Annotated in this window: 20 protein-coding genes and 2 pseudogenes; 8 read left to right on the top strand and 14 right to left on the bottom strand. The window is 67.7% G+C overall.

Translation table 11 applies throughout. From position 1 onward, the window contains the following. The first annotated feature begins 131 nt into the window (after nucleotides 1-131). Both OG293_RS40410 and OG293_RS40405 read left to right on the top strand, forming a co-directional pair. Nucleotides 132-422: a hypothetical protein gene (locus OG293_RS40410; protein ID WP_331752148.1), complete on the top strand. Its 291-nt coding sequence runs from the start codon at nucleotides 132-134 to the stop codon at nucleotides 420-422. Continuing rightward, a complete protein-coding gene (locus OG293_RS40405; RefSeq protein WP_331752146.1) occupies nucleotides 419-634 on the top strand; it encodes a hypothetical protein in 216 nt (71 codons plus the stop codon). Before OG293_RS40410 ends, OG293_RS40405 begins: the two co-directional genes overlap by 4 nt. A gap of 32 nt (nucleotides 635-666) precedes the next feature. Here OG293_RS40405 and OG293_RS40400 read toward each other — a convergent pair whose 3' ends face one another. Together OG293_RS40400 and OG293_RS40395 are read right to left on the bottom strand one after the other, a co-directional pair. Next, the gene (locus tag OG293_RS40400; RefSeq protein WP_331752144.1) at nucleotides 667-1,032 is read right to left on the bottom strand and encodes a hypothetical protein; all 366 of its coding nucleotides are present in this window, start codon (nucleotides 1,030-1,032) and stop codon (nucleotides 667-669) included. After that, nucleotides 1,029-1,292: a hypothetical protein gene (locus OG293_RS40395; RefSeq protein ID WP_331752142.1), complete on the bottom strand. Its 264-nt coding sequence runs from the start codon at nucleotides 1,290-1,292 to the stop codon at nucleotides 1,029-1,031. The genes OG293_RS40400 and OG293_RS40395 overlap by 4 nt, the downstream gene beginning before the upstream one ends. A gap of 174 nt (nucleotides 1,293-1,466) precedes the next feature. Between OG293_RS40395 and OG293_RS40390 the strand changes: the two genes are divergently transcribed. Beyond that, nucleotides 1,467-2,393, top strand: coding sequence for a transposase family protein (locus OG293_RS40390; protein ID WP_406003897.1), 927 nt, complete (start codon nucleotides 1,467-1,469; stop codon nucleotides 2,391-2,393). 238 nt (nucleotides 2,394-2,631) lie between these two features. Here OG293_RS40390 and OG293_RS40385 read toward each other — a convergent pair whose 3' ends face one another. From OG293_RS40385 to OG293_RS40365, 5 genes are all read right to left on the bottom strand, one after another. Further along, a complete protein-coding gene (locus OG293_RS40385; protein ID WP_331752140.1) occupies nucleotides 2,632-2,937 on the bottom strand; it encodes a MazG nucleotide pyrophosphohydrolase domain-containing protein in 306 nt (101 codons plus the stop codon). Between the two features lie 86 nt (nucleotides 2,938-3,023). Beyond that, nucleotides 3,024-3,521 carry a hypothetical protein gene (locus OG293_RS40380; RefSeq protein WP_406003896.1) on the bottom strand — a complete coding sequence of 166 codons (498 nt, stop codon included), beginning with the start codon at nucleotides 3,519-3,521 and terminating at the stop codon, nucleotides 3,024-3,026. Then, complete coding sequence (locus OG293_RS40375; RefSeq protein WP_331752138.1) at nucleotides 3,518-4,456, bottom strand: nucleoside 2-deoxyribosyltransferase; 939 nt, start codon at nucleotides 4,454-4,456, stop codon at nucleotides 3,518-3,520. Before OG293_RS40375 ends, OG293_RS40380 begins: the two co-directional genes overlap by 4 nt. A gap of 21 nt (nucleotides 4,457-4,477) precedes the next feature. Then, entirely contained in the window at nucleotides 4,478-4,954 is a 477-nt protein-coding gene (locus OG293_RS40370; RefSeq protein WP_331752137.1) for a carbohydrate kinase family protein, read from the bottom strand. Further along, nucleotides 4,920-5,726 (bottom strand): ATP-binding protein, encoded by an 807-nt coding sequence (locus tag OG293_RS40365; RefSeq protein WP_331752136.1) that lies wholly within the window; start codon nucleotides 5,724-5,726, stop codon nucleotides 4,920-4,922. Before OG293_RS40365 ends, OG293_RS40370 begins: the two co-directional genes overlap by 35 nt. Nucleotides 5,727-6,131: 405 nt before the next feature. On the opposite strand from OG293_RS40365, the gene OG293_RS40360 reads away from it, so the two are divergent. Next, nucleotides 6,132-7,100 carry a hypothetical protein gene (locus OG293_RS40360; protein WP_331752134.1) on the top strand — a complete coding sequence of 323 codons (969 nt, stop codon included), beginning with the start codon at nucleotides 6,132-6,134 and terminating at the stop codon, nucleotides 7,098-7,100. Beyond that, nucleotides 7,097-7,528, top strand: coding sequence for a hypothetical protein (locus tag OG293_RS40355; protein ID WP_331752133.1), 432 nt, complete (start codon nucleotides 7,097-7,099; stop codon nucleotides 7,526-7,528). The genes OG293_RS40360 and OG293_RS40355 overlap by 4 nt, the downstream gene beginning before the upstream one ends. A 439-nt stretch (nucleotides 7,529-7,967) precedes the next feature. Here the strand turns inward: OG293_RS40355 and OG293_RS40350 are convergent. Next, nucleotides 7,968-8,099 (bottom strand): annotated as a pseudogene (locus OG293_RS40350) (IS5/IS1182 family transposase); the annotation flags it as partial. Continuing rightward, nucleotides 8,094-8,220, bottom strand: a pseudogene (locus OG293_RS40345) (IS5/IS1182 family transposase); the annotation flags it as partial. The pseudogenes OG293_RS40350 and OG293_RS40345, both read right to left, overlap by 6 nt. A 346-nt stretch (nucleotides 8,221-8,566) precedes the next feature. Here OG293_RS40345 and OG293_RS40340 point away from each other — a divergent pair. Both OG293_RS40340 and OG293_RS40335 read left to right on the top strand, forming a co-directional pair. Next, nucleotides 8,567-8,854 carry a hypothetical protein gene (locus tag OG293_RS40340; RefSeq protein ID WP_331752132.1) on the top strand — a complete coding sequence of 96 codons (288 nt, stop codon included), beginning with the start codon at nucleotides 8,567-8,569 and terminating at the stop codon, nucleotides 8,852-8,854. A 465-nt stretch (nucleotides 8,855-9,319) separates the two neighbouring features. Further along, a complete protein-coding gene (locus OG293_RS40335; RefSeq protein WP_331752131.1) occupies nucleotides 9,320-11,032 on the top strand; it encodes a M4 family metallopeptidase in 1,713 nt (570 codons plus the stop codon). 499 nt (nucleotides 11,033-11,531) lie between these two features. Here the strand turns inward: OG293_RS40335 and OG293_RS40330 are convergent, their stop codons facing one another. The 4 genes from OG293_RS40330 to OG293_RS40315 are packed head-to-tail and all read right to left on the bottom strand — an operon-like array spanning nucleotide 11,532 to nucleotide 14,824. Beyond that, the gene (locus OG293_RS40330; RefSeq protein ID WP_406003938.1) at nucleotides 11,532-11,753 is read right to left on the bottom strand and encodes a hypothetical protein; all 222 of its coding nucleotides are present in this window, start codon (nucleotides 11,751-11,753) and stop codon (nucleotides 11,532-11,534) included. A gap of 40 nt (nucleotides 11,754-11,793) precedes the next feature. After that, the gene (locus OG293_RS40325) at nucleotides 11,794-12,657 is read right to left on the bottom strand and encodes a hypothetical protein (RefSeq protein WP_331752130.1); all 864 of its coding nucleotides are present in this window, start codon (nucleotides 12,655-12,657) and stop codon (nucleotides 11,794-11,796) included. A gap of 48 nt (nucleotides 12,658-12,705) precedes the next feature. Beyond that, complete coding sequence (locus OG293_RS40320) at nucleotides 12,706-14,220, bottom strand: S1 RNA-binding domain-containing protein (protein WP_331752548.1); 1,515 nt, start codon at nucleotides 14,218-14,220, stop codon at nucleotides 12,706-12,708. 1 nt (nucleotide 14,221) lies between these two features. After that, the gene (locus OG293_RS40315; protein ID WP_331752129.1) at nucleotides 14,222-14,824 is read right to left on the bottom strand and encodes a recombinase family protein; all 603 of its coding nucleotides are present in this window, start codon (nucleotides 14,822-14,824) and stop codon (nucleotides 14,222-14,224) included. A 244-nt stretch (nucleotides 14,825-15,068) separates the two neighbouring features. On the opposite strand from OG293_RS40315, the gene OG293_RS40310 reads away from it, so the two are divergent. Beyond that, nucleotides 15,069-16,055, top strand: a complete 987-nt coding sequence (locus OG293_RS40310; protein WP_331752128.1) for a HEAT repeat domain-containing protein — start codon at nucleotides 15,069-15,071, stop codon at nucleotides 16,053-16,055. Between the two features lie 22 nt (nucleotides 16,056-16,077). Here the strand turns inward: OG293_RS40310 and OG293_RS40305 are convergent, their stop codons facing one another. Further along, nucleotides 16,078-18,999, bottom strand: coding sequence for a Tn3 family transposase (locus tag OG293_RS40305; RefSeq protein WP_331752545.1), 2,922 nt, complete (start codon nucleotides 18,997-18,999; stop codon nucleotides 16,078-16,080). Between the last annotated feature and the right edge of the window lie 12 nt (nucleotides 19,000-19,011).

The following is a 19,011-nucleotide window of genomic DNA, read 5'->3' as shown; positions in this document are numbered from 1 at the left end:
CTCGGCGGGCGGCCCCACTACCAGCCGGTGACGAAATCGGTCACAGCGAACGGCGGTTCCACGGGACGGTGCGAGGCGTAGAGGAGAATCGGAAAGACCGAAGGCTCGCGGCGCCGGTGAGGAGAAGAGCGATGGATCTGCAGACCGGTGTGCGGATGTACCAGTTTGTTCGCGACCGCCAGGACGAACTCCGGGATGAACAACATCCCGAAGGGCACGACGCGTACATCCAGTCCTGGCGCGACGCCCACGAGCTCAGTCAGGAGTACGCCACCGCAGTCCAGACGGGCAGGACCACTGAGGCCACCCGCGTCCTCAGCGCGCTCACGGCGTTGGCTGACCGGTGGAACAACCACCCCGACTTCCCCGTCGCCCATGCCGGCCGCGCGGTGCACGGCCCGGACACCACATCGGAGCAGTGACCTTGAAGGGCCACTGGTTGCTCATGTCGGGCGCGGTCGTCGTCATGCTGGTCCTCACGCCCCTCGTGATCCGCCTTCGCACCACGTCGTGGACGGTGGGGTGGCTGGCCATCCTGGTGGGCTCCGTCGCCGTGATGGCTCTGCTGGGTCTGGCGGAACGCCTCACCGCAAGGGATGACCAGCCGACGCTCGTTGACGGCCCGGAATCCTGACCCGGCACGCAACTGCGGGAAGAGCCTGCTGGTCAGCTCGTCCAGGTCTTGATCTGAGCCGCGACCTCCCGCACCGGGAGCCCGTCCCGGGCCGCACGGGCCAGGGGGAAAACAGTGTCCAGGCCGGGACTCACCGGAAGGCCGCACGCCGAGAGGTAGGCCGCAGTCACCGTGGCCGCGAACAGGAGGTTCCTCACCTCCAGGCTGGGGTTCCTCGCCAGCTCGCACAGCAGCGCCGCGGCCTTGTGATGAGGCTCGGGATAGACCTCGTGGTCCAGGACCTCCGCCCGATGACGCGCTTCCGCCGCGACCGGCACGCCGTAGTCGACGACCTGGGGGTCTCCCGGGATCTGCTGCGCCACGGCCAAGATCCAGGCGAGGTCGATGCGGAGATTCACGCGGCGTCCCTCGGCGCGCTCTCCATCAGCCCCTCCGGAAGGCCGGGGTAGCGGTCCTCGCCGACCTCCGCCTCGAACGTGTCCGCGTACCCGGCCAGGAACGTCGCGGCGCCGGCCATGAAGGCGGCACGGGTCTGGTCCACATCGGCCTTGATCAAATCGGCGACGTATCCCTGCAGGCTCAGGCCGCGGCGCTTGGCCCGGTCCTCGGCAGCGGCCTTGACGGCGTCGTCCAGTCGGATGTTCGTCTGCTTTCCCATACCGCCACCATAGCTAGCTGGCGGTATCAGCGACTAGCAAACGAAAAGGCTTTCTAACGAGGTCCCCCGCGATTGATCGGGGCGGGGCCGTGACATGACGAGGGCCGCGCGGGTTCTTCGAGTGTGATCAAGAAGTGGGCCCGCGCGGCCTTGTCTCATCCTGCCTTCTGCGGCGTGAGCCGCCAACACTTCGGCGAGTTGCTCGACGAGGTCGAACCCCGGTGGGAATCACGGTGCGAGGGCGAACGCCATGACCGGCGCGGGCACGACCGCCGTCGGCAGGCCGGGGCGGGGCCGAAGTACGAACTCGCCTTCCGCGACAGGCTGGTGATCACTTTGGCCTACCTGCGCACCGGCCTGCCCCAGGATGCCCTCGCCGTGGTCTACGACGTCGGCTCGTCGACGGTCGGCCGGGCCATCCAGGAGATCAGGCCCGTGCTCGCGGCCCGCGGCTTCGCGGTCCCCGACCGGTCCGGCCTGCGCTTGCGCACCTTGGAGGACGTGTTCGCCTACGCGGACGCCGAGAATATCGAGCTGCGGCTCGACGGTGCGGAGACCCAGGTGCGCCGTCCGAAGGCCGACCGCCCCGGGCGCCGGGCATTCGTCTCGGGCAAGCGCAGGCAGAACACCATCAAGACCACCACGTTCAGCGACGGCCAGGGCCGCCTGCTCTACTCCGGGGCGGAACGGCCCGGCCGGATGCACGACCAGACCGCAGTACGCACCGAGGGCATCGCCGAGCAGTTCAGGACCCGTCCCGGCGTGAAGGCGAAAGTCGACTCCGGCTACCAGGGCCTGGCCAAGGAGTTCCCCCACCAGGTCACTGCGCCGCCGAAGAAACCGAAGGAAGACGCCTGCGACGGCGACAAATACGCCTGGCGCGAGGCGAGGCGACGGCAGTCCTCTGCCCGGATCTGCGTCGAGCACACCAACGCCGAACTGCGCCAATGGGCCCCACTGCGGCGGTTCACCGGACGCCGCGAAACCTTCCCCGAGACCCAGCAGGCCATCGCCGCCCTGATCTCCGACCGTGCTGCCAAGCGGCCCACCCGCCGCGAGCACAGCACCGCACTCGTCCTCGCCGACGACGCCGCCTGCTGATCACCCATCAGCCGAACCGCCAGGCCGACACGCCTCAAACTCAATCGCGGGTGAGGTCGTTAGCCGCGAAGCGGCAGGACAATTTGACGCGAGTCACCACGGACATCGACGTCGCGATCCGTCTGGCCCGGCCGTGGCGCCGCTCGGGACGGGCGGGACTCTACGAGGGGCGGACCGCGCCGGCAGACCCCCGGAGCGTGGTGCGCACGGCCTTCTGACCAGCGCCTGCATCCGATTTCTACTCTCGGCTGGTGCGCAGGAGTGTGCCATTGGCGCCGGCGGTGTATTCGCGTCGTGCGTTCTTCTCGATCTTCCGCGCGACCTCTTCGCCGAGGTCAACGCCCTGCATCTCGGCGATCGCCACCAAGTACAGGAATACGTCGGCGAGCTCTTCCCCGCGGTCGGGCAACCCCTTACGCCAAGCCGTGAACGCCTCCCCAACCTCGGCCGTGAGCAGGCCGAACTCCAGCGGGATGTCGGAGGTGTTGAACCCTTTGTCGAGCTTGTTCTTCCAGGCAAGCCTCTGGGCGTCGGTGATGTTCACGGCGGTTCCCCTTGACGGTGCGGTGCGGCCTTCTCGGGGAACACTAACGAGGCCCAGGTGCCGGGGAGGCGGGAACGGGACAGGAGTCAGCCGGTGGGGCGGTGGGATTCCGGCTCGGCGGCGTACATAAAAGCGGACACATGGCCGGTCAGGACGCGGAAGACGCGCTCATAAGCGTCGCCAAGTGCGGCGATCTCCTCCAGTTCGGGAGCCTGGCCGTCGCGGGCCATGAGACGGCTGCGTACGACAGCGGCGGGCGCGGTGAGGTGGAGGAAGACGCCGTCGCGGGCCGTGACGAGGCCGGCCAGGCCGAGGGCCTCGTCCCATGTGATGCGGGATCGGTCGCGGTAGAGGGGGCCGTAGACGAGTTCGCTGACGAAACTGCGGTCCAGGACGAGCCGGCCCGGCCGGGCTAGAAGATCGCGGTATCGGCGGGTCAGGTTCTGGTGGTCGGGCGTGCGGGGTGAGTGCACTGCGATGAAGCCACTCTGGGTGACGAGAAGGTCGGCGAGGGTGGTCTTGCCGACGCCGTCCCCGCCTTCGAGTACGACGGTGCGGTGCTGGGCGATCTCGTCAATGGTCACCCGTTGATCCACGCGGTCACCTCGTCTGCGCTGCGGAGTGTGGCATCAACGCCGTACTGGACCATCAGATTGCGGTGATTGGGCTCACGGCCGACGGCGTGGGTGTAGGTGCTGCGGGGCAGATACGCGGCCACCGGGCGGCCCGTGGCACAGGCCGCCCCGATCAGCAGGGCGGCGCCAGGTGGGGTCTCGGGGCCGGAGCCGTCGACGACAATGCGCGCCGAGCTGAGAGCGGCGTCCCAATCATGGCGTGCGGCCGTGATGGGTTCGACGGCCGCGAAGCGGGTCGGGCCAAGGATGGTGACTCCCGTGATCGTGGTCAGGCCGGGAAGGGCGTAATGGGCTGCCGTGTACGGGGATGGCTCGGCATACACGGTGCTGGAGTCTTGGGCGGGGACGGACATTGTCGGGAGTCGGGCGGGGAGTTGGAGGGCGGCGTCGACGCATGCCTCGGTTGCGTACTGGGCTTGGGCGTGGTTGCGGGCGGCGAAGTCTGCGAAGCGGCTTGTGGCTGGGCCCCGGACGGCGGTTCCGAGGAGGGGGACGCGGACGATGCGGGTGGCGAGGGCGTCCAATAGCGGGTCGGGGAAGACGGTGCGCGGGCCGTGGGGGGCGGCGGAGTAGTCCTGGAAGTCAGTGGTCAGCAGGATGACGGGTGCACCGAGGGCGGCGGCGTAGCCGATCTCCATGCACACGCCGTCGTCCGGGCTGGGTCCGTGAACGATGGCGAGGAAGGCACGGACGCTGCGGAGCCGCTCTCGGTCGAGTTCGAAGATCCGCCTCCCTTTGACGTCGGCGACGAGGTCTTCCTCGTCTGTGTCGCAGAAGGGAAGGAAGACCTGGTCTTCGCCGATCTTGAGGGCAAGGTGGTGGGCCAGCTGAGCGGCGAGGGCGCGGTCGTGGGCGGCGAAGAGACGGTGGGCGACGTAGTACATCGGGCTGCCTCCTGCTGCTGGTCAGGACGGGGCGCGGGGTGGGGCGGGGAAGGTCAGTGGCACGTGGGCGGTGTGCTGGCTGGCGGCCTGTACGGCGCGGTCGAGGGCTGCGGCCGGTGGGAGATGCCGTGCGCGGTGGGCGAGGTAGGTGCCGGCCAGAGTGTCGCCGGCACCGGTGATCTGCCGGACGGTGGGCACGGCTGGCGGGGCGACGGGTCGCTGTGCACAGCCGGGCAGGACAACGCGTGCCGGGCGAGGGCCGTCGGTAACGACGGTCTCCGGGCAGGGGCGCGGGCTGGCGTGGTGGGTGAGGAGGGCGTGTTCCTCGGCGTTGACGAAGATCGTGACCGCGTGCCGGAGCCAGGGGGCGGCGGCGCGGATGAGCTGGGGGGCGCTGGGGAGGTGGAAGTCCAGGCTGAAGGAGCAGCCGCGCTCGGTCAGTGCTGCGAGAACGGCGGGGACATCAAGGGGGTGGCGGCCCCCAGGCGTAGCCGGCACATTCGTCGTCGTGCGGGCACGGCACCATCACGTCGAACCCGTAGTCCCCCTCGCCGTCCACGTCGGTGCGCAGGGCGAGGGTGAGGTACATCTGACCGAGGCGGATCTGCGCGACGCGGTCGCCGCCCGCAACCTCGGAGCGGTCCTTCCACTGCCACAGCGGCAGGATCTCGGGGCCGAACACCCGGCGTACGAGCAGCAGGTCGTCCAGGCCGTCGCCGCCGTCCAGGCCGAGGTCGGCGTTCCGCGTCTCGCTCAGGCGCTCCAGGAGCGGCAGCAGCCGGTAGAGGCTGTCGGCGAAGACGACGTCGTTGAACCCCTCCTTCGTGAGCTGCGGATGGGAGTGCACCATCGCCTTGTGCTGCCGGTGGACCGTGTCGTCCGGGACGGTCCGGTTGGCCGGCCGCGGTCCCTGCCGCTCCACGCACACGGAGGCCGGGGTGGACACCATGACCGCAATGGCGGGCATGCCGTGCCGCTTGGCGGCGGCAACCAGCGGCTCCCTGGCAGACCTGGTGACGTTGGTGGCGTCGACGACCGTGAACCGGCGCCGCGCCATCCGGCGCTCCAGGATCAGGTGCAGGGCGTCGACCGCGTCGGCCGTCGCCTCCTGGTCGCCCGCATCCCCGCTCACCGCCTCCCGCATCGCGTCCAGGGACAGGACCTGCGAGGCGGGCCAGGTCCCGGCGATCGTGCTCTTCCCGGCGCCCGATGCGCCGATGAGGACCACCAAGCAGCTTTCCGGCAGGTCCGGGTAGGTCGGCGCGGTCATGCGGGATCCGTACCTTTCTTCGTGGGTTGCTTCGGGTCATTCGTAAGGGTCGGTTCCTCAGCGATGTCGTCACGGCGTTCGGTCCGCCCTCGGTGCTCTTCGGGGGGACCAACCCCAACTACCCCAAGACACTTGCCTATACGACCGATCGGCGAGACGACGTCCTTCTCTGTTTTCACCTCTGGAACAGTTTCACGCCGAGCCCAAGCCCATCGTCGTCGTGCGTCCACGCCGAGCCAATCCTCTGGGCGTTCCGCGCCGGCGGCACCCCGTTCATGGACGGCTTCACCTTCACGCCTGAGGGAACGGCCCGCCACTCGCTGAGCCGCGACCGCACTCAACCTGAGGGCAGCTGAGGGAATAGTGCACGGTCGGAATAACCCCCTCCCGCCAGTAATCCGTGCCGTGCTCAAGGACTCTGTCGTCGAGTACTACAGCAACCCGGCAGTGAAGTCCACCAAGCGGAAACTCGATCCTGACCTGCCGACAAAGCACTGGTGGATCATCGATCCCGTCGCCAAGGCCATCGATGTCGCCTCGCAACTGTCTCTGCACGACGAGTTCGCCTTCGCCGCGGTCAACGAAGGGGAAGCCGATGCCATCTTCGACAGCCAGGTGGCCATCAAGAGCTTTATCACGCACGTCAACAAGTACCGGCACCACAGCGGGCTGGCCGAGATCCCGGTCGTTGGCGACGTGAAGCCGCACATGTTCCGCAGGACCATGGCGATGCTCACCCGCGACTTCCCAGGCTCCGAGATCGCCGTTGGAATGCAGCTCAAGCACGTCGCCACCAGGGCCCTGGCCAACCGGTCGACCCAGGGCTATATGGCCAAGGACCCGACTTGGGCCAAATACCTGGACGATGCCATCGCCGAGCGCCGCTTCAACCGACTCAAGGAACTGTTCGACGCAGACGGTCGAGGCGGGACTGTCGGCTATGGGCCCGGCGCTGATCGCATGCGCGAGACCTTTCAAGCGGTACGTCGCCGGGCCGAAGAGCTCCGCAGCACCGGGCAGGCCCAGCGCGGCGACGCACGGGTCGAATACGACCTGCTCCGACGCACAGGCTTTCCGATCCGGTTCGGCAAGCTCAACCACTGCACCATGGACGACAACAACCCGACCGGCGCGAAGTGCATCGAGGACGCGATCGTCCCGGAAGGCCACAGAGGCCCTCTGCCGGACCGCTGCCGCCCCTCCAGATGCAGCAACAGCGTCATCACCATCGAGCAGATCCCGATCTGGAAAGCCGAACACGGATCCCTGACGCGGCTGCGGTCCCTGCCGAACCTCCCCTCGGCCCGCCGGGCGTTGATTGACGAGGAGATCCGCGACGTCGAGATCGTGCTCAGGAAGGCGGGCGAATCGTGACCTCCGCCTCACAGCCGCCAAGGGTCTCTGACAAGGCCGAGAAGGCCCTGCGAGAAGCCATGGAACGGCTCTTCGCCGGCACCCCTCTTCGCACCGACGGGAAGCTCACCAAGAACAACCTCTGGCGCGAGGCCGGCGTCAGCCGAGCCACGATGAACCGCGCTACGACCCTGCTCAACGACTGGAACAGCCGGATCAGCGGCAGCACGGCGAGCCAGCGCGACCAGGACCAAGCTCAAGCGATCAAAGAACTGCGACGTCAACTCAAGACGAAGACGGCCGAGGGGCGGCGCCTCCAGGACCAAGTCGATGCGTCAGCGACCGTGATCGCCGTCCTCCTCGCGGAGAACGACGCGCTCCGCAGACAACTCGCTACCCGTTCAGCCGTTGTCGTCCCCCTCGCCAGATCCCAGGCCACCCGCGAGTGAAGTGACCCGACCCCTCATACTCCTCGGCCTCGGATGATCACGAACCGGACGTCATGCGACTACGCCGAAGCCCTGGTCGTGAGGGCGCCTGAACACTTCACGGCGTGTCCACAATATGGACATGATCTGTGACGTGCCTCACGGGCAGGGGGAATTGGGGCGCGGCCAGGCGCTTTCCTTCGGCGACAGGCGTGCGAATACAGACCCGCAAGCTGTTTGGCTTGATCAAAATGACCCGGACCATCGTCAGCCGACCCCAGCACTGCTGGCTGCGCGCCACTGAGAGCGATTTCCATTTAACCCCCGACTGGCGCCGACGGCTTACGCCGACGGGCGCTGCCCCTAGCCCGACTTCCAACTTGCGGCCGGCCCCGGAAGGACAGCGGCCGCCCTATTCGGGTCGACAGGCTGGCAGAAATTGCGGCGCTAAGAGGATGTCTCACGTGGTGAGTTTGGCGAGCTTCTTGTAGCAGGTCAGTGCTGCTGCGAGGCCGAGGAACGCGAGGAAGTGGCTGCCCTTTCGTTCGTACCGGACGGTGAGCCGGCGGTAGCCGAACAGCCAGGAGACCGACGCCGGTTTCCCGGTGGGTCTGCGGTCAAGCCGGGTCTTTCTCCAAGCCGTCAAAGTCGGCTCGATCAAGGCCCATCGGGCGTCGGACAAGTCACTGGGGTTACGGGCTCCGCTGGCTCACGCCGTAGCGTTGGCATGAGCAAGGCGGATGATGATTTTCCGCTGCCTGATGGGCGTTTCCGTCTTATCTTCAAACCAGACGGACTTCGTGCACGAGAAGCGGAGCAAGCGGGCCCTGAAAACCGGCGACCGCAAGGCTCACCTAGCGACACAACACACCTCTAAACGCCCACTGAGACCGAAGCGTTTCGAATGGCCACAGAAATAGTTCGGGATTGCAACCGAAGCATCGGCTCGGCCGAAACAGTTCGGTTGTCATGGTGAGCCCTGCCTGATGAGGTTGAAGAAGTTCGGCAGCACCCATGCGTGTGAGAACTCGCTGCGCCTTCAACGAAAGGGACAATTCTGTGAATTCGGATATAGATCCGCCCTCTCCCGCCCCTGCCTCGCACCGGCGTCCCACCGAGCGCTCACAGCGCTCAGCCCGTCTGCGTCTCGCGCTGACCGGCGGCGCCGTCCTCGCGTTCCTGGGCAGCGGTGCCGCGTTCGCGTCCGGCCAGGCTCCGGCGCACGACACCGGGACGGCCGCCAGCTCACCGGAACAGCAGACGCAGGACGAAGCCAGCCCGGATGACATGCGTGATGCCGGCGTCACGTCGAACGCATGGTTCAGGGACAGGTACTGGCACTACTGACCTGCCGTGCTTGAACGCGTGCTGCTGCTGCGGCAGGCGCTTCGGCCGTGGCTGCGGGGGAGCACCGTCGGTACTGTCGGCAGACCAGTCAGGGCGTCTGCCGCTTCGGTGGCATGCACCTGCCCGCCCCGCGGCGCGTATGCTGGCGCAGTACGTCAAGTGCCCCGTCCTCGGCAGTCCTCATGTCGACAACGTCGAAAAAACGCGTAAGGGGCGCCCTTCGCAGCTAGTTGGGCTGCGAAGGGCGCGCTGCTGTGCCATGCAGTTGCGATGACTGCCGTCCCGATGCGGTTCGGCATTTCCAGGTGGGCCGGGCATTGCCTCAGGAATGTGGAATCACGGGATCTGCATTCCCCATGTGAAACCGATTCTTCTGGCCAACGGCTTGGTCTTCTGGCGTGTCCCTCGCAGCGCAGCACAGCCCGCCGCTGTGCTATTTCCTCCACACAAAGGGCAGACAAGACCATGCCTGTACTCCTCAGGTCCCGCGGGCGGGCAGTGGCTGTTGCGATCGGTGTGCTCACCGCGGCAGCCGTGCTGGGTGCCGCGTCGGCGGCGCTCCTGTCCGGGCGCGGGACCACCGATGCGGGGATCTCCGGCACGGCGTACCAGGGCCCGTTCCCCGAGGTGGTCAAGGCGGCCGAGAAGGCCGCCATCGCTCACGCCGGGGAGACCGGCGTCGGTGAGAAGGAGCCCCTGAGGACCAAGGACGTTCTCATCGACCCCGAGGGCAAGAGGCATGTGCGCTTCGACCGCGTCCCCAAGGGCGTTCCTGTGAAGGGCGGGGACCTTGTGATCCACCTTGACGCGCACAACGCGTACCGGGGGGTGACCCGGGCCACGCTCCGCAAGGTCGATCCCTCCGCGCTCTCTCCCAGGCTGACCGCCGGTCAGGCGGCGGCCCGGGCTTCCACTGTCGCCAAGGGCTCCGTCGGCAAGCCCAAGCTGATCATCGACCTCCGTAAGGACAGGGTGCCGCTCGCCCACCGGGTCGACGTCGTCGACCGCCAGGACCGGTCCGGCGGCCACAGCGTCGTCCCAGACGCGCGTGACGCCAAGGTGTTCAGCAGCGCTCCCTTGCAGGAGGGCATCATCCCTCCCCGCGTCCAGCTCGGGCCGACCGCGGCGGGGAAGGGCGGTACGGGAAGCTCGCTGTACGTGGGACAGGTACCCCTGGGCACGACGAAGCACGCCGACGGCACATTCACGCTCAAGGACCCCCGCCGCGGCAACCTCGAGACCAGGGACGCCCGGTCACATACCCCCACCGACTTCTCCTCCGGGAAGGTGCTCACCGACAAGGACAACCGCTGGGGCAACGGGAAGACATCCGATCCCGCCACCGCGGCCGTCGACGTCCACTACGGCCTCAGCGCCACCTACGACTTCTACGCGAGCACCTTCGGCCGTAAGGGCATCTACAACGACGGCAAGGGCCCGCACGCCATCGTCCACTGGGGCAACAAGGTCGGGAACGCCGGCTGGAGCGAGACTTGTCGCTGCATCCTCTACGGCGGCGGTGCTGGCAAACCGTTCAACATTCCGCCGGTCTCCCTGGATACCACCGCCCATGAGCTCAGCCACGGTGTGGTCAGCGCGACCGCCAACCTCCAGGCGACCCGCGAAGACAAGGCGGGCTTCTACGGCGAGCCCGGAGCGCTCAACGAGTCCCTGGCCGACATCTTCGCCACCGGTGTGGAGTTCAACGCGGACAACAAGGCCAACCCCCCGAACTACCTCTTCGGTGAGAAGCTGGGCCCGGCACAGGGGTGGATTCGCCGCCTCGACAAGCCCTCGCTGGACATCGTGGGGGGCGGCGTCGACTACTGGGACAACAGCACGGTCGACCGCGAGGTCCACTCAGGCTCCGGTGTCTCCTCCCACGCCTTCTACCTGCTGGCGGAGGGAAGCGGGCAGAAGACCATCAGGGGCGTGAACTACGACTCCCCGACCAAAGACGGCTCCACGGTGAAGGGCATCGGCCGGGCCAGGGCCCTGCAGATCTTCTACCGGGCCCTGACCCGGTACATGGTCTCGACCACGGACTTCCACCAGGCCCGAACCGCCACCCTCCAGGCCGCCGCCGACATGCACGGGGCCGACAGCGCCGAATACAAGGCCGTCGACAAGGCCTGGGCAGCCGTCAACGTCACCGAGGCCAACACCCCCAAGCCCTGATCGGAGCCACTGGCACAGGATGAACGCCGCACGCCTTTGGGATTCTCTGGCGATGCCGAATTGGTCGTCGGACCAATTCTCCTGCGTCCACGCCCAGGAGGAGGCCAGGGTGCACGCACGCCACGCGTCCGCGACAACTGGACCGACTATCAGGTCACTGTCGTCTCGGTGCACTCTCTCATCGGCCGTTGTATCAGGGTTGATTCGGGGTCGTGTCGTTCAGTCAATCTGTGTGCTGGCTTTGTTCACTTTCAGCAGCAGCGATTGTCCGGCCTACCGTCAAGATCCGCGCGGACAAGGCGTACCACTCCGCCGACCACCTCGCCTGGCTCGCAGTCGACGTCTCGTCGCCCGCATCGCCTGCCCGGGCATCGAGTCCGGCGAACGGCTCGGCCGCCACCGCTGGAAGATCGAGCGGTCGATCTCCTGGCTGTTCGGCTACCGCCAGCTCACCGTCCGGTCAGGGCTTCGGCGTAGTCGCATGACGTCCGGTTCGTGATCATCCGAGGCCGAGGAGTGTGAGGGGTCGGCGAGGGTCGCGGGCGTTGCGGCGGAGGCCGGCTGCGATGTTCTTCACCCCTGCTGTGCGGAGGGCTCCGAGGGCGAGGTTGCGCCAGGTGGCCATCGCTCGGGGCGCGTTGCCGGTCCGCAGCTGTGAGGCGTCCTCGGCGAAGGTGGTGTCGCGGACGTGGTGGCCCTGCACTCCCGAAGCTGCCGCCAAGTGACAAGTAGCTCTCAGTAGCGATGCCACCATGCTGCGGTCATGTAGTCGTCGGGGCGTTATCGGTCGCTTCGGGGACGTAGCCGCAAAGCTGCGGTGCGCATTCGGCCTTGTGGTCTCGGCCCCATTGGGAGGTGTCTCGCTCGATGGAGCGGACGCGGTGGACGAGTCGCAGCTGGTTCTTCCGGAGCAATGTCGAGGGCAACGCCGTGAAGGTCTCCGGGAGTACGGCGACCATGCCGCCGACCTGCTCTCCGTTGTACATCTGCAGCAGCATGGTGCACTGCCACCAATCGATCTCGCCGTCGCGACCGTTGGAGGTGCCGGGCCAGTAGTAGTTTGCCGGATCCGGGAGCAGATAGTGGACGCCGTCGGGGGCGAGATGGGCCCGGAACCACGATCCGCCACCACCCAGGCCGAGCCGAAGCCGTCGGGCCTCGTCGTTCAAGGCGCAGACCGCTTCGGTGTCGAGGGCCTTGAGAACGTTCGCTTCTGCGGGTAGCGGCTGCCGCCCGGCGGGGGCCTTGACCGGCCAACGTCTGAGTAGAAGGCCCATCCGTTGCCGCGGCGTCATCGGCGACGGGGCCCTGCGGGATTGTGGCAGCGGCGGGGGTGGCGTCCAGCTTCGTCCTGCCTGTTCGATGTGACGCAGCATCCATGCACGGGCGTCCGGGCCGGCGGTGTTCCACACCCAACTCATCGGCCGTTCGGTCATCGCCTGATCGAAGCTCCCGATGGGCTTGCCCTGGCGGGAGGGCCTCCTGGCACGTGGCCGTGCCACACCCGGAAGGTTGTGGCACAAGTTGGCCAGGAACCTGATGCGGTCCAGAACCTCGTCATGGGAGGTGTCCTGCTCGCCGCGCTGTGGCCTCCCGGCCAGATGCCGTATCTCGGTAAACGCCATGGCCGCCAAGAGCGCGGCTATGTCCCGGTCGAGCTCGGCCCTGGCTCCTCATGCCGATCCACCCTCAATGCCGCCCTCAGAGCGGGTTGTGCGGGCCTGGGTATGCGACAAGGAAATGCGACGGCGGGCCATGTCGACCTCAGTGATCTTCACGGTGAGGGCATCGCCGACCTCGACGACGTCTTTGGAGGATTCATCCAGCTCGCTGGTGTGCACGAGCCCTTGGAAGCCGTCCTCTCGGTCTTCGATGCGGACGAAGACGCCGAACGGCACGATCTTGGTGACCGGCCCGATGACCACTTGGCCGATCCGCTGCGCTACCTGTGGCCACGGGTCTTCCTGCACCGCTCGGAGCGACAGAGGCACCCGTTCCCGGACCATGTCGACGTCGAGAACCTCGGCTGTGACCTCCTGGCCGACGCTGACGACGTCGGACGGGTGGTCGAACGGGCGCCAGGACAGCTCCGGGATTTTGATCATCGCGGTGAAGCCGCCGATGTCCACGAAGGTGACGCCGAAGCTGGCGATGGTCGTCACCGTGCCGGTGACGACCTGGCCGCGCCGCAGGGTCTTCAGGAGCGCCCAGTCCCGGTCGCTGGGCGTCGGCTCGGTCTGCCAGCGAGCGCGCAGAACGCCGTCGCTGTCGGGCAGCACAGCGGTGAACAGCGGGAGATCTTCACCGGCATACATGGATACGACGCTGGCAGCACGCGCGCTGGCGAGCTGGGAGGTCACTGCCTCGAACTGGGTCTCGTCCACGACCGTGCTCGTGATCTGCCCGTCCTCGTCCTCCCAGACGATCTCCACGAGGCCTTCGTCGGGCAGAGCGGCCACGGCCTTGTCGACGTCGGTGAGCAGGTCTGGCCAGATTGCCAGTTGTGCGCGTGGGGCCAGCTGGGAGCGCACAGTCTCGATGTTGTCGCGGGTCAGGCGGTGCCACCGGGAGGCGTTGACGGCGAAGACCTCCTCCAGGAACACCGCGCGGTGGGCACTGACGGTCCAGTGCAGGCGGGCCCAGAAGTCGGCGTCGGCCGGCCGCTGCACGTAGGCGGGGTCGTCGGGGGCGAAGTCGTACGGCGAGGCGTCCAGGCGTTCCGGGAACAGGCCGAGCGTGCGGGTGCGGGCCAGTGCGGTTTCGCAGGGCAGGTTGCTGCCGATGTAGAGGTACTGGTCCCAGCCGACGTGCACCGTGAACTCTCCCTCCGCTTCCAGGCGGCACCAGGCGCCGTTGTCGCGGAGCATCGCTCGGACAAGTTCCAAGCCGACACCGATCGGCACCAGCGCACCGTCGTGGAACCCGACGGGGCCGGCGGGGAAGAGGCCGGCCAGGCCGTAGCCGTCGATCGGTGGTTCCAGGCCGAAGTGGGCGAAGCCTCCGAGCTGCGGCTCGCGGATGGCCAGCTTGTCGACGCCGCTGTCTTCGGCGAAGGCGGCGACGGCCCGCAGGTAGGCGGCTTCGACCGGCCCGTGGTCGCTGGTCGTGTCCTCAGTGCCGGCGTAGTGGCCGTGCTGGTCGCGGTCGGCGGGGTCGTACTTGGTGACCTGATAGACGTAGGGCAGCACGTCACTGCCCACCGGGAGTCGACGGCGTGGCTGCGTTCTGGTGGCGTTCAAGGACGCGGTAGACCGTGGCGCGGCTGACGGAGAAGAGCTCGGCGAGGTCGGCGATGGTGTGCTCGCCGGACTGGTACTGCTGGACCAGGTGGCTCTGCTGGCGGGCGCTGAGCTTGGGCTGCTTTCCCTTGAGCTTGCCCTTGGCCCGCGCCACCGCCATGCCTTCACGGGTACGCATGCGCAGGAGATCGACCTCGAACTCGGCGAAGGTGGCCAGGATGTTGAAGAACATCTTGCCCATCGGGTCGGCGGGATCGTAGAGCGTGCCGCCGAGCGAGAGCTTGACGCCGCGGGCGGTGAGAGAGTCGCCGATGTCGCGGGCGTCGGGTACCGAGCGTGCGAGGCGATCAAGCTTGGGGACGACGAGGGTGTCGCCGGCGCGGACCGCCGCGAGGGCCTGGGCCAGGCCGGGCCGGTCGCGATTGGTCCCGGTCAGCCCGTGGTCCAGGTAGATCCGGTCCTCCGGGACGTCCAGGCTGATCAGGATCTCGCGCTGGGCGGTGAGGTCCTGCTTGTCCAGACTGCATCTCGCGTAGCCGACGCGTTCACTCATGCCCGGAGCGTACGGTAAGCCCCCGCTCATCGTACAGATCACCGGACACCCTAAATGAGACGCCGTCAGCGCAGGTCGTTCTCTCCCACCGGGCAAGATCACGATTGTTCGTTGAGGGTTCCTCAAACGGACACGACCAAGAGGCCGCGAAAGGAGGTTGGATCTTGCCGGGGAGTTCCCTTGCATAGGATGTCGGCGAACGCGGCTTCCCATAAGGTGACGCCGCCCCTTGGAAGAAGCATCCATGGACGACATCGTCGCCCGCATCCGATCCAAACTGGCCGCTGCCTGTACGGAACCCGTCCCTCGCCCGCGGACCTTCGTGCGGGCGCCCGGCGGTCAACGCTTGGGCGCCCCCATCAGCGAAGAACGAGTGGTCGCCTACGAGGCAACTCACGGCGTCCGTCTTCCCCGTAGCTATCGCACGTTCCTGCGCGAGATCGGCAACGGAGGCATTGGACCCGACTACGGACTACTCCCTCTGACGCGTTGGTCCGCCCACGACATCCCCACCACCAGTCAGCAACTTGGGCGAGTCTTCACGCTGGAACCGACTGACTCCGTCGCCGCCGATTGGGCACGTCTCCGCAACATGCAGGACAACTCGTACGCCGGGACCCACACTGTCGTGCATCGCGGCTGCCTGGAGATGACGCTGCTGGTCATCTCGGGCCCCGCCCGAGGCCGACTCCTCGATGCCAACCTCGGAGACCTTGCCGCACCTCCGGTCTTCCATCCCCAGCCAGACTTCCTGACCTGGTACGAGCATTGGCTCGACACGCTGCCGGAGGGTGAGCTCGTCCCCGACTTTCGCGATCAGAGGCGCGGCAGTTCCGAGGAGCTCATCGACATCCTGACCGCCGCGGGTTCCCCTGGCGAACGACGAGCCGCGGCCTACACCCTGGGCGGCCGTCAGCCCCTTACCGATCGTGCCCGGGACGCGCTGGTCCAGGCCCTGGCCGACGACCCCGACCGGGGAGTGAGGATGGACGCGGCACGGACCCTGGCCGAGCTCGACAGCGACGCCGCCCAGGTGCTGGCATCGGCGCTCAAGGATCCGGACCACTGGGTTCGACGTCGAGCCCTCGTCTACCTGCTCCAGGTCAGCGACGACGAGACCACCTACGGGTCGGCAGCCCGCGAGCTTCTGCAGGACGAGAACCCGAACGTTCGGATGGCTGCAGCAGACCTTCTCGGCCGTGCTGGATGGACGTCCTGCGGGCACCAGTGAGCCGGGACCGCAAGTGCGGCCCTCATCCGACCGGTGCCGTGCCGGAGGAAACGGCACCGTCCTGGGTCGTTCGCTGCCGTGGGAGGAGCGGGCCGAGGTGCAGGTGGCGGTTCATGTCCAGCTCGAACCTGCCGTAGGGGTTCACGTGGGTCCAGAAAAGCGGGGAGAGACCGCGCCGGTCCGCCTCGGTGAGCTTGTCCGCCCACTTCGGCTCGGCCAGGACCTCTTGGACCAGGAGCGTGTTGACGTGGACCAGGGCCGACTGGAGGAGGTGCAGGGCGAGCATCGAGATCTCCTGGCCCTCCTTGTCCTTGCCGGTCAGTTCGCCGTCCTTGCCGTAGAACAGGTCGTGGTTCGCGCTGTTCCAGTTCTCGACGACCTGCAAGCCCTCGCCGATCTCCCGGCGCAGGCCCGCGTCGGCGAGGTAGTCGCAGATGAAGGCCGTGTGCACGGCCCGCCCCAGTTCCTCGATGGCCCGGTAGGTGGGGTGCTTGGGGCCGCCGCGGGTGAACCGGCGCAGGACCTGCTCGGCCTCCGCGGTGCCCAGGCGAAGGGCGGTGGTGTATTTGACGATCTGGTCGTACTGCTGGCGGATCAGCTCCCAGTCGATCGTCCTGGTCGACAGCACCGGGCCCAGCTGCGGCCACTGCTCGTCCTCGCCGGCGGCCGGGCGGTACAGCCGCGCCGACCCCACGTTCTTCAGCCTGGGAAGCAGGTTGAAGCCGAGCATGTGCGCGAACGCGAACCCGACGATGGAGGCGCCGTGGGTGTCGGTGTACTGCCGGTCGACCTCCATGTCGGTGCAGTGCCGCAGCACGCCCTCGATCATCGAGGCGACCTCGGAGGCCGAGCAGTGCTTGAGCTGGGAGTAGATGCACACCGACTTGCGCTCCACATGCCAGTAGATCATCACGCCCGGGTCCCGGTAGCGCTGGTGCCACTCGGTCATGAAGTTGCTGGACCAGGCACCGAACTTGCGGCTGTCGGAGGCGCACGCGGTGCCCGCGCCCCACCAGCCCTCGTCCCTGGCGGCGAAGGTGTTGTTGACGAGCTTGATCAGCGCGGACCTCATGTTGGTCCGGTTCACGAACAGGTGCCGGATCCGGCGCAGGACCGCCTCGGACTCGCCATGCTTGCCGGTGGCCACCACCCGCTTGATGCCCATGTTGGTGCCCAGCGCGAACAGCACGAGCAGCAGCCGGCGCCGCAGGACATCGCGTGGGACCGCCTCCCGGGAGGCTACCGAGGCGAACTCGGAGGTGAAGCCGGTGGCGAACTCGGCCTCCTTGAGGATGTCGATCAGGTCGATCGTCCCCCAGCGGCGCTGGATCTCAGCCTTCAGGGCGACCAGGTTCTCCGGCTCCTCCTGCTTGGCCAGCGGGGACACCTTGATCCACGGCTCGCCGTGCTTCCTGGTGATCTCCACCCCGCCCGTGGTGCCCAGCTCCAACGCCCGGTCGAAGCCCGTGAGGGCTTCGCGCAGCCGCTTCTGCAGGGCGGCGATGAACTCCTGCGGGTCCTGCGGCTGGCGGATCGCCGAGTAGTGCACGTCCCGGTTGTCCTCGAAGTCCGGGGGCAGGTCGTCCTCCGGGTTGCGCCACCGGCCGGCACCAGCCACCCAGACCTCCCGGCGCCGCAGCGCGTCGCGCAGACTGACCAGCACACACAGCTCGTAGGGGATGCGCTCGACCCGGCCCTTGTCGTCCACCACCGCGGCCCGCCACTGCTCAGGCACCACCCCCTCCAGCGGCACCTTCTCCGCCGCGTCGAAGAACGCCCCGTCCTTAATCGGCTGGTCCAGGTAGCGCTTGAGCAGGTCGATCGCGTCCATCACCGGCCGGTAGGCGGTGTTGTTGCTCTTCAGCTCCCAGGCCGACAGCAGCGGCGAGAGCATCCGGCGCCAGTGCGCCGAGTACGAGGACCGCAGCACGGTGCGGATCCGTGCCTTGTACTTGGCCTCGTTCGCCGCCGCCTCCGCCGCGAGCGCCTTGAGCGTCTTCTCCCCGCCCACCACCGGGTAGATCACTTTGCGGACCGTGCCGGACGGCTCGGCCAAAGCGGCCTCCGCGACCCTCAGCATCATCGCCTCCTTGCCGCGGACCTTCTTCAGCTCCTTGACGAACTCGCCCTCGACCTTCTTCTCCGCCCGCGTATTGATCTTCTGCACCAGCTGGATGAACAGGTCCACCAGCGAGTCCGTGATCTCGGTCTCGCGTACGTGGCACAGCGCTGCCAGCAGCGTGTACCGCACGTGCCCCGGCGCGGCCACCAGGTCGGACGGGTACTCCTTCGCCGCCCGAGCCCGCCACGCCGACACCAGCTTCTCCGAGAACTCCCCGAACAACTCGGGAGGCAGATCCAGCTGACGCACCCGCTGCAGCTTGTTCACCTCCGTCAGCAGGCTGTCCAGGCCCAACGCTCCGGGGTCCGCCTTCAGCTCGGTGAAGAACGTCCGGCCCCCGCCCACGCTGCCCTCATCCCCGTCGTCCTCGGCCACCAGGTCGTCCAGCCGGGAACGCGAGGCCGCAGACAACCGCTCCACCGTCGTCGCGCAGAACCCCTCCTCGAAGGTGTTCACCGCCGAGGCGACCAGCCGCGTCACCCTCGCGGGCGCCGGCGGCTCCAGACGATCCTTGCGGCACCGCGCGACCACCGCTTCAGCCAGCCGGTCCCGGTTCAGCTCCACCGGGCACAGCTCCGCCGCCAACCACTGCGCGAGCTGGACCTGGTCCTCCTGCGTGCACTCGCGGAACCCGAACGCCGCCCGGACCTCCATCCGGTGCCGCTTGATCGCCCGCCCCGACCAGTCGTATGCACCCCACTCCTCGGCCAGCACCTTCACCTGCTGAGCCACATACGACACCGCGGCCGCCGGGACCTCCGCCGCTTCCTCCGGAAAGCGCGCCTCCACCTCGAAGAACTTCAGCAGCAGCGCGAAGCTTATCTTCAGCCGCAG

The sequence above is a fragment of the Streptomyces sp. NBC_00829 genome, from assembly GCF_045161795.1.
In the GTDB taxonomy this organism is placed as follows: Bacteria; Actinomycetota; Actinomycetes; order Streptomycetales; family Streptomycetaceae; genus Streptomyces.
The sequence above is the reverse complement of the archived record's forward strand: the minus strand, read 5'-3'. Positions and strand labels throughout refer to the sequence as shown.

Coding starts and splice junctions, on each gene's coding strand:
- OG293_RS40410 (WP_331752148.1), top strand. CDS start 132: ATGGATCTGCAGACCGGTGTGCGGATGTACCAGTTTGTTCGCGACCGC.
- OG293_RS40395 (WP_331752142.1), bottom strand. CDS start 1,292: ATGGGAAAGCAGACGAACATCCGACTGGACGACGCCGTCAAGGCCGCT.
- OG293_RS40375 (WP_331752138.1), bottom strand. CDS start 4,456: ATGTACTACGTCGCCCACCGTCTCTTCGCCGCCCACGACCGCGCCCTC.
- OG293_RS40365 (WP_331752136.1), bottom strand. CDS start 5,726: ATGACCGCGCCGACCTACCCGGACCTGCCGGAAAGCTGCTTGGTGGTC.
- OG293_RS40335 (WP_331752131.1), top strand. CDS start 9,320: ATGCCTGTACTCCTCAGGTCCCGCGGGCGGGCAGTGGCTGTTGCGATC.
- OG293_RS40325 (WP_331752130.1), bottom strand. CDS start 12,657: ATGGCGTTTACCGAGATACGGCATCTGGCCGGGAGGCCACAGCGCGGC.
- OG293_RS40315 (WP_331752129.1), bottom strand. CDS start 14,824: ATGAGTGAACGCGTCGGCTACGCGAGATGCAGTCTGGACAAGCAGGAC.
- OG293_RS40310 (WP_331752128.1), top strand. CDS start 15,069: ATGGACGACATCGTCGCCCGCATCCGATCCAAACTGGCCGCTGCCTGT.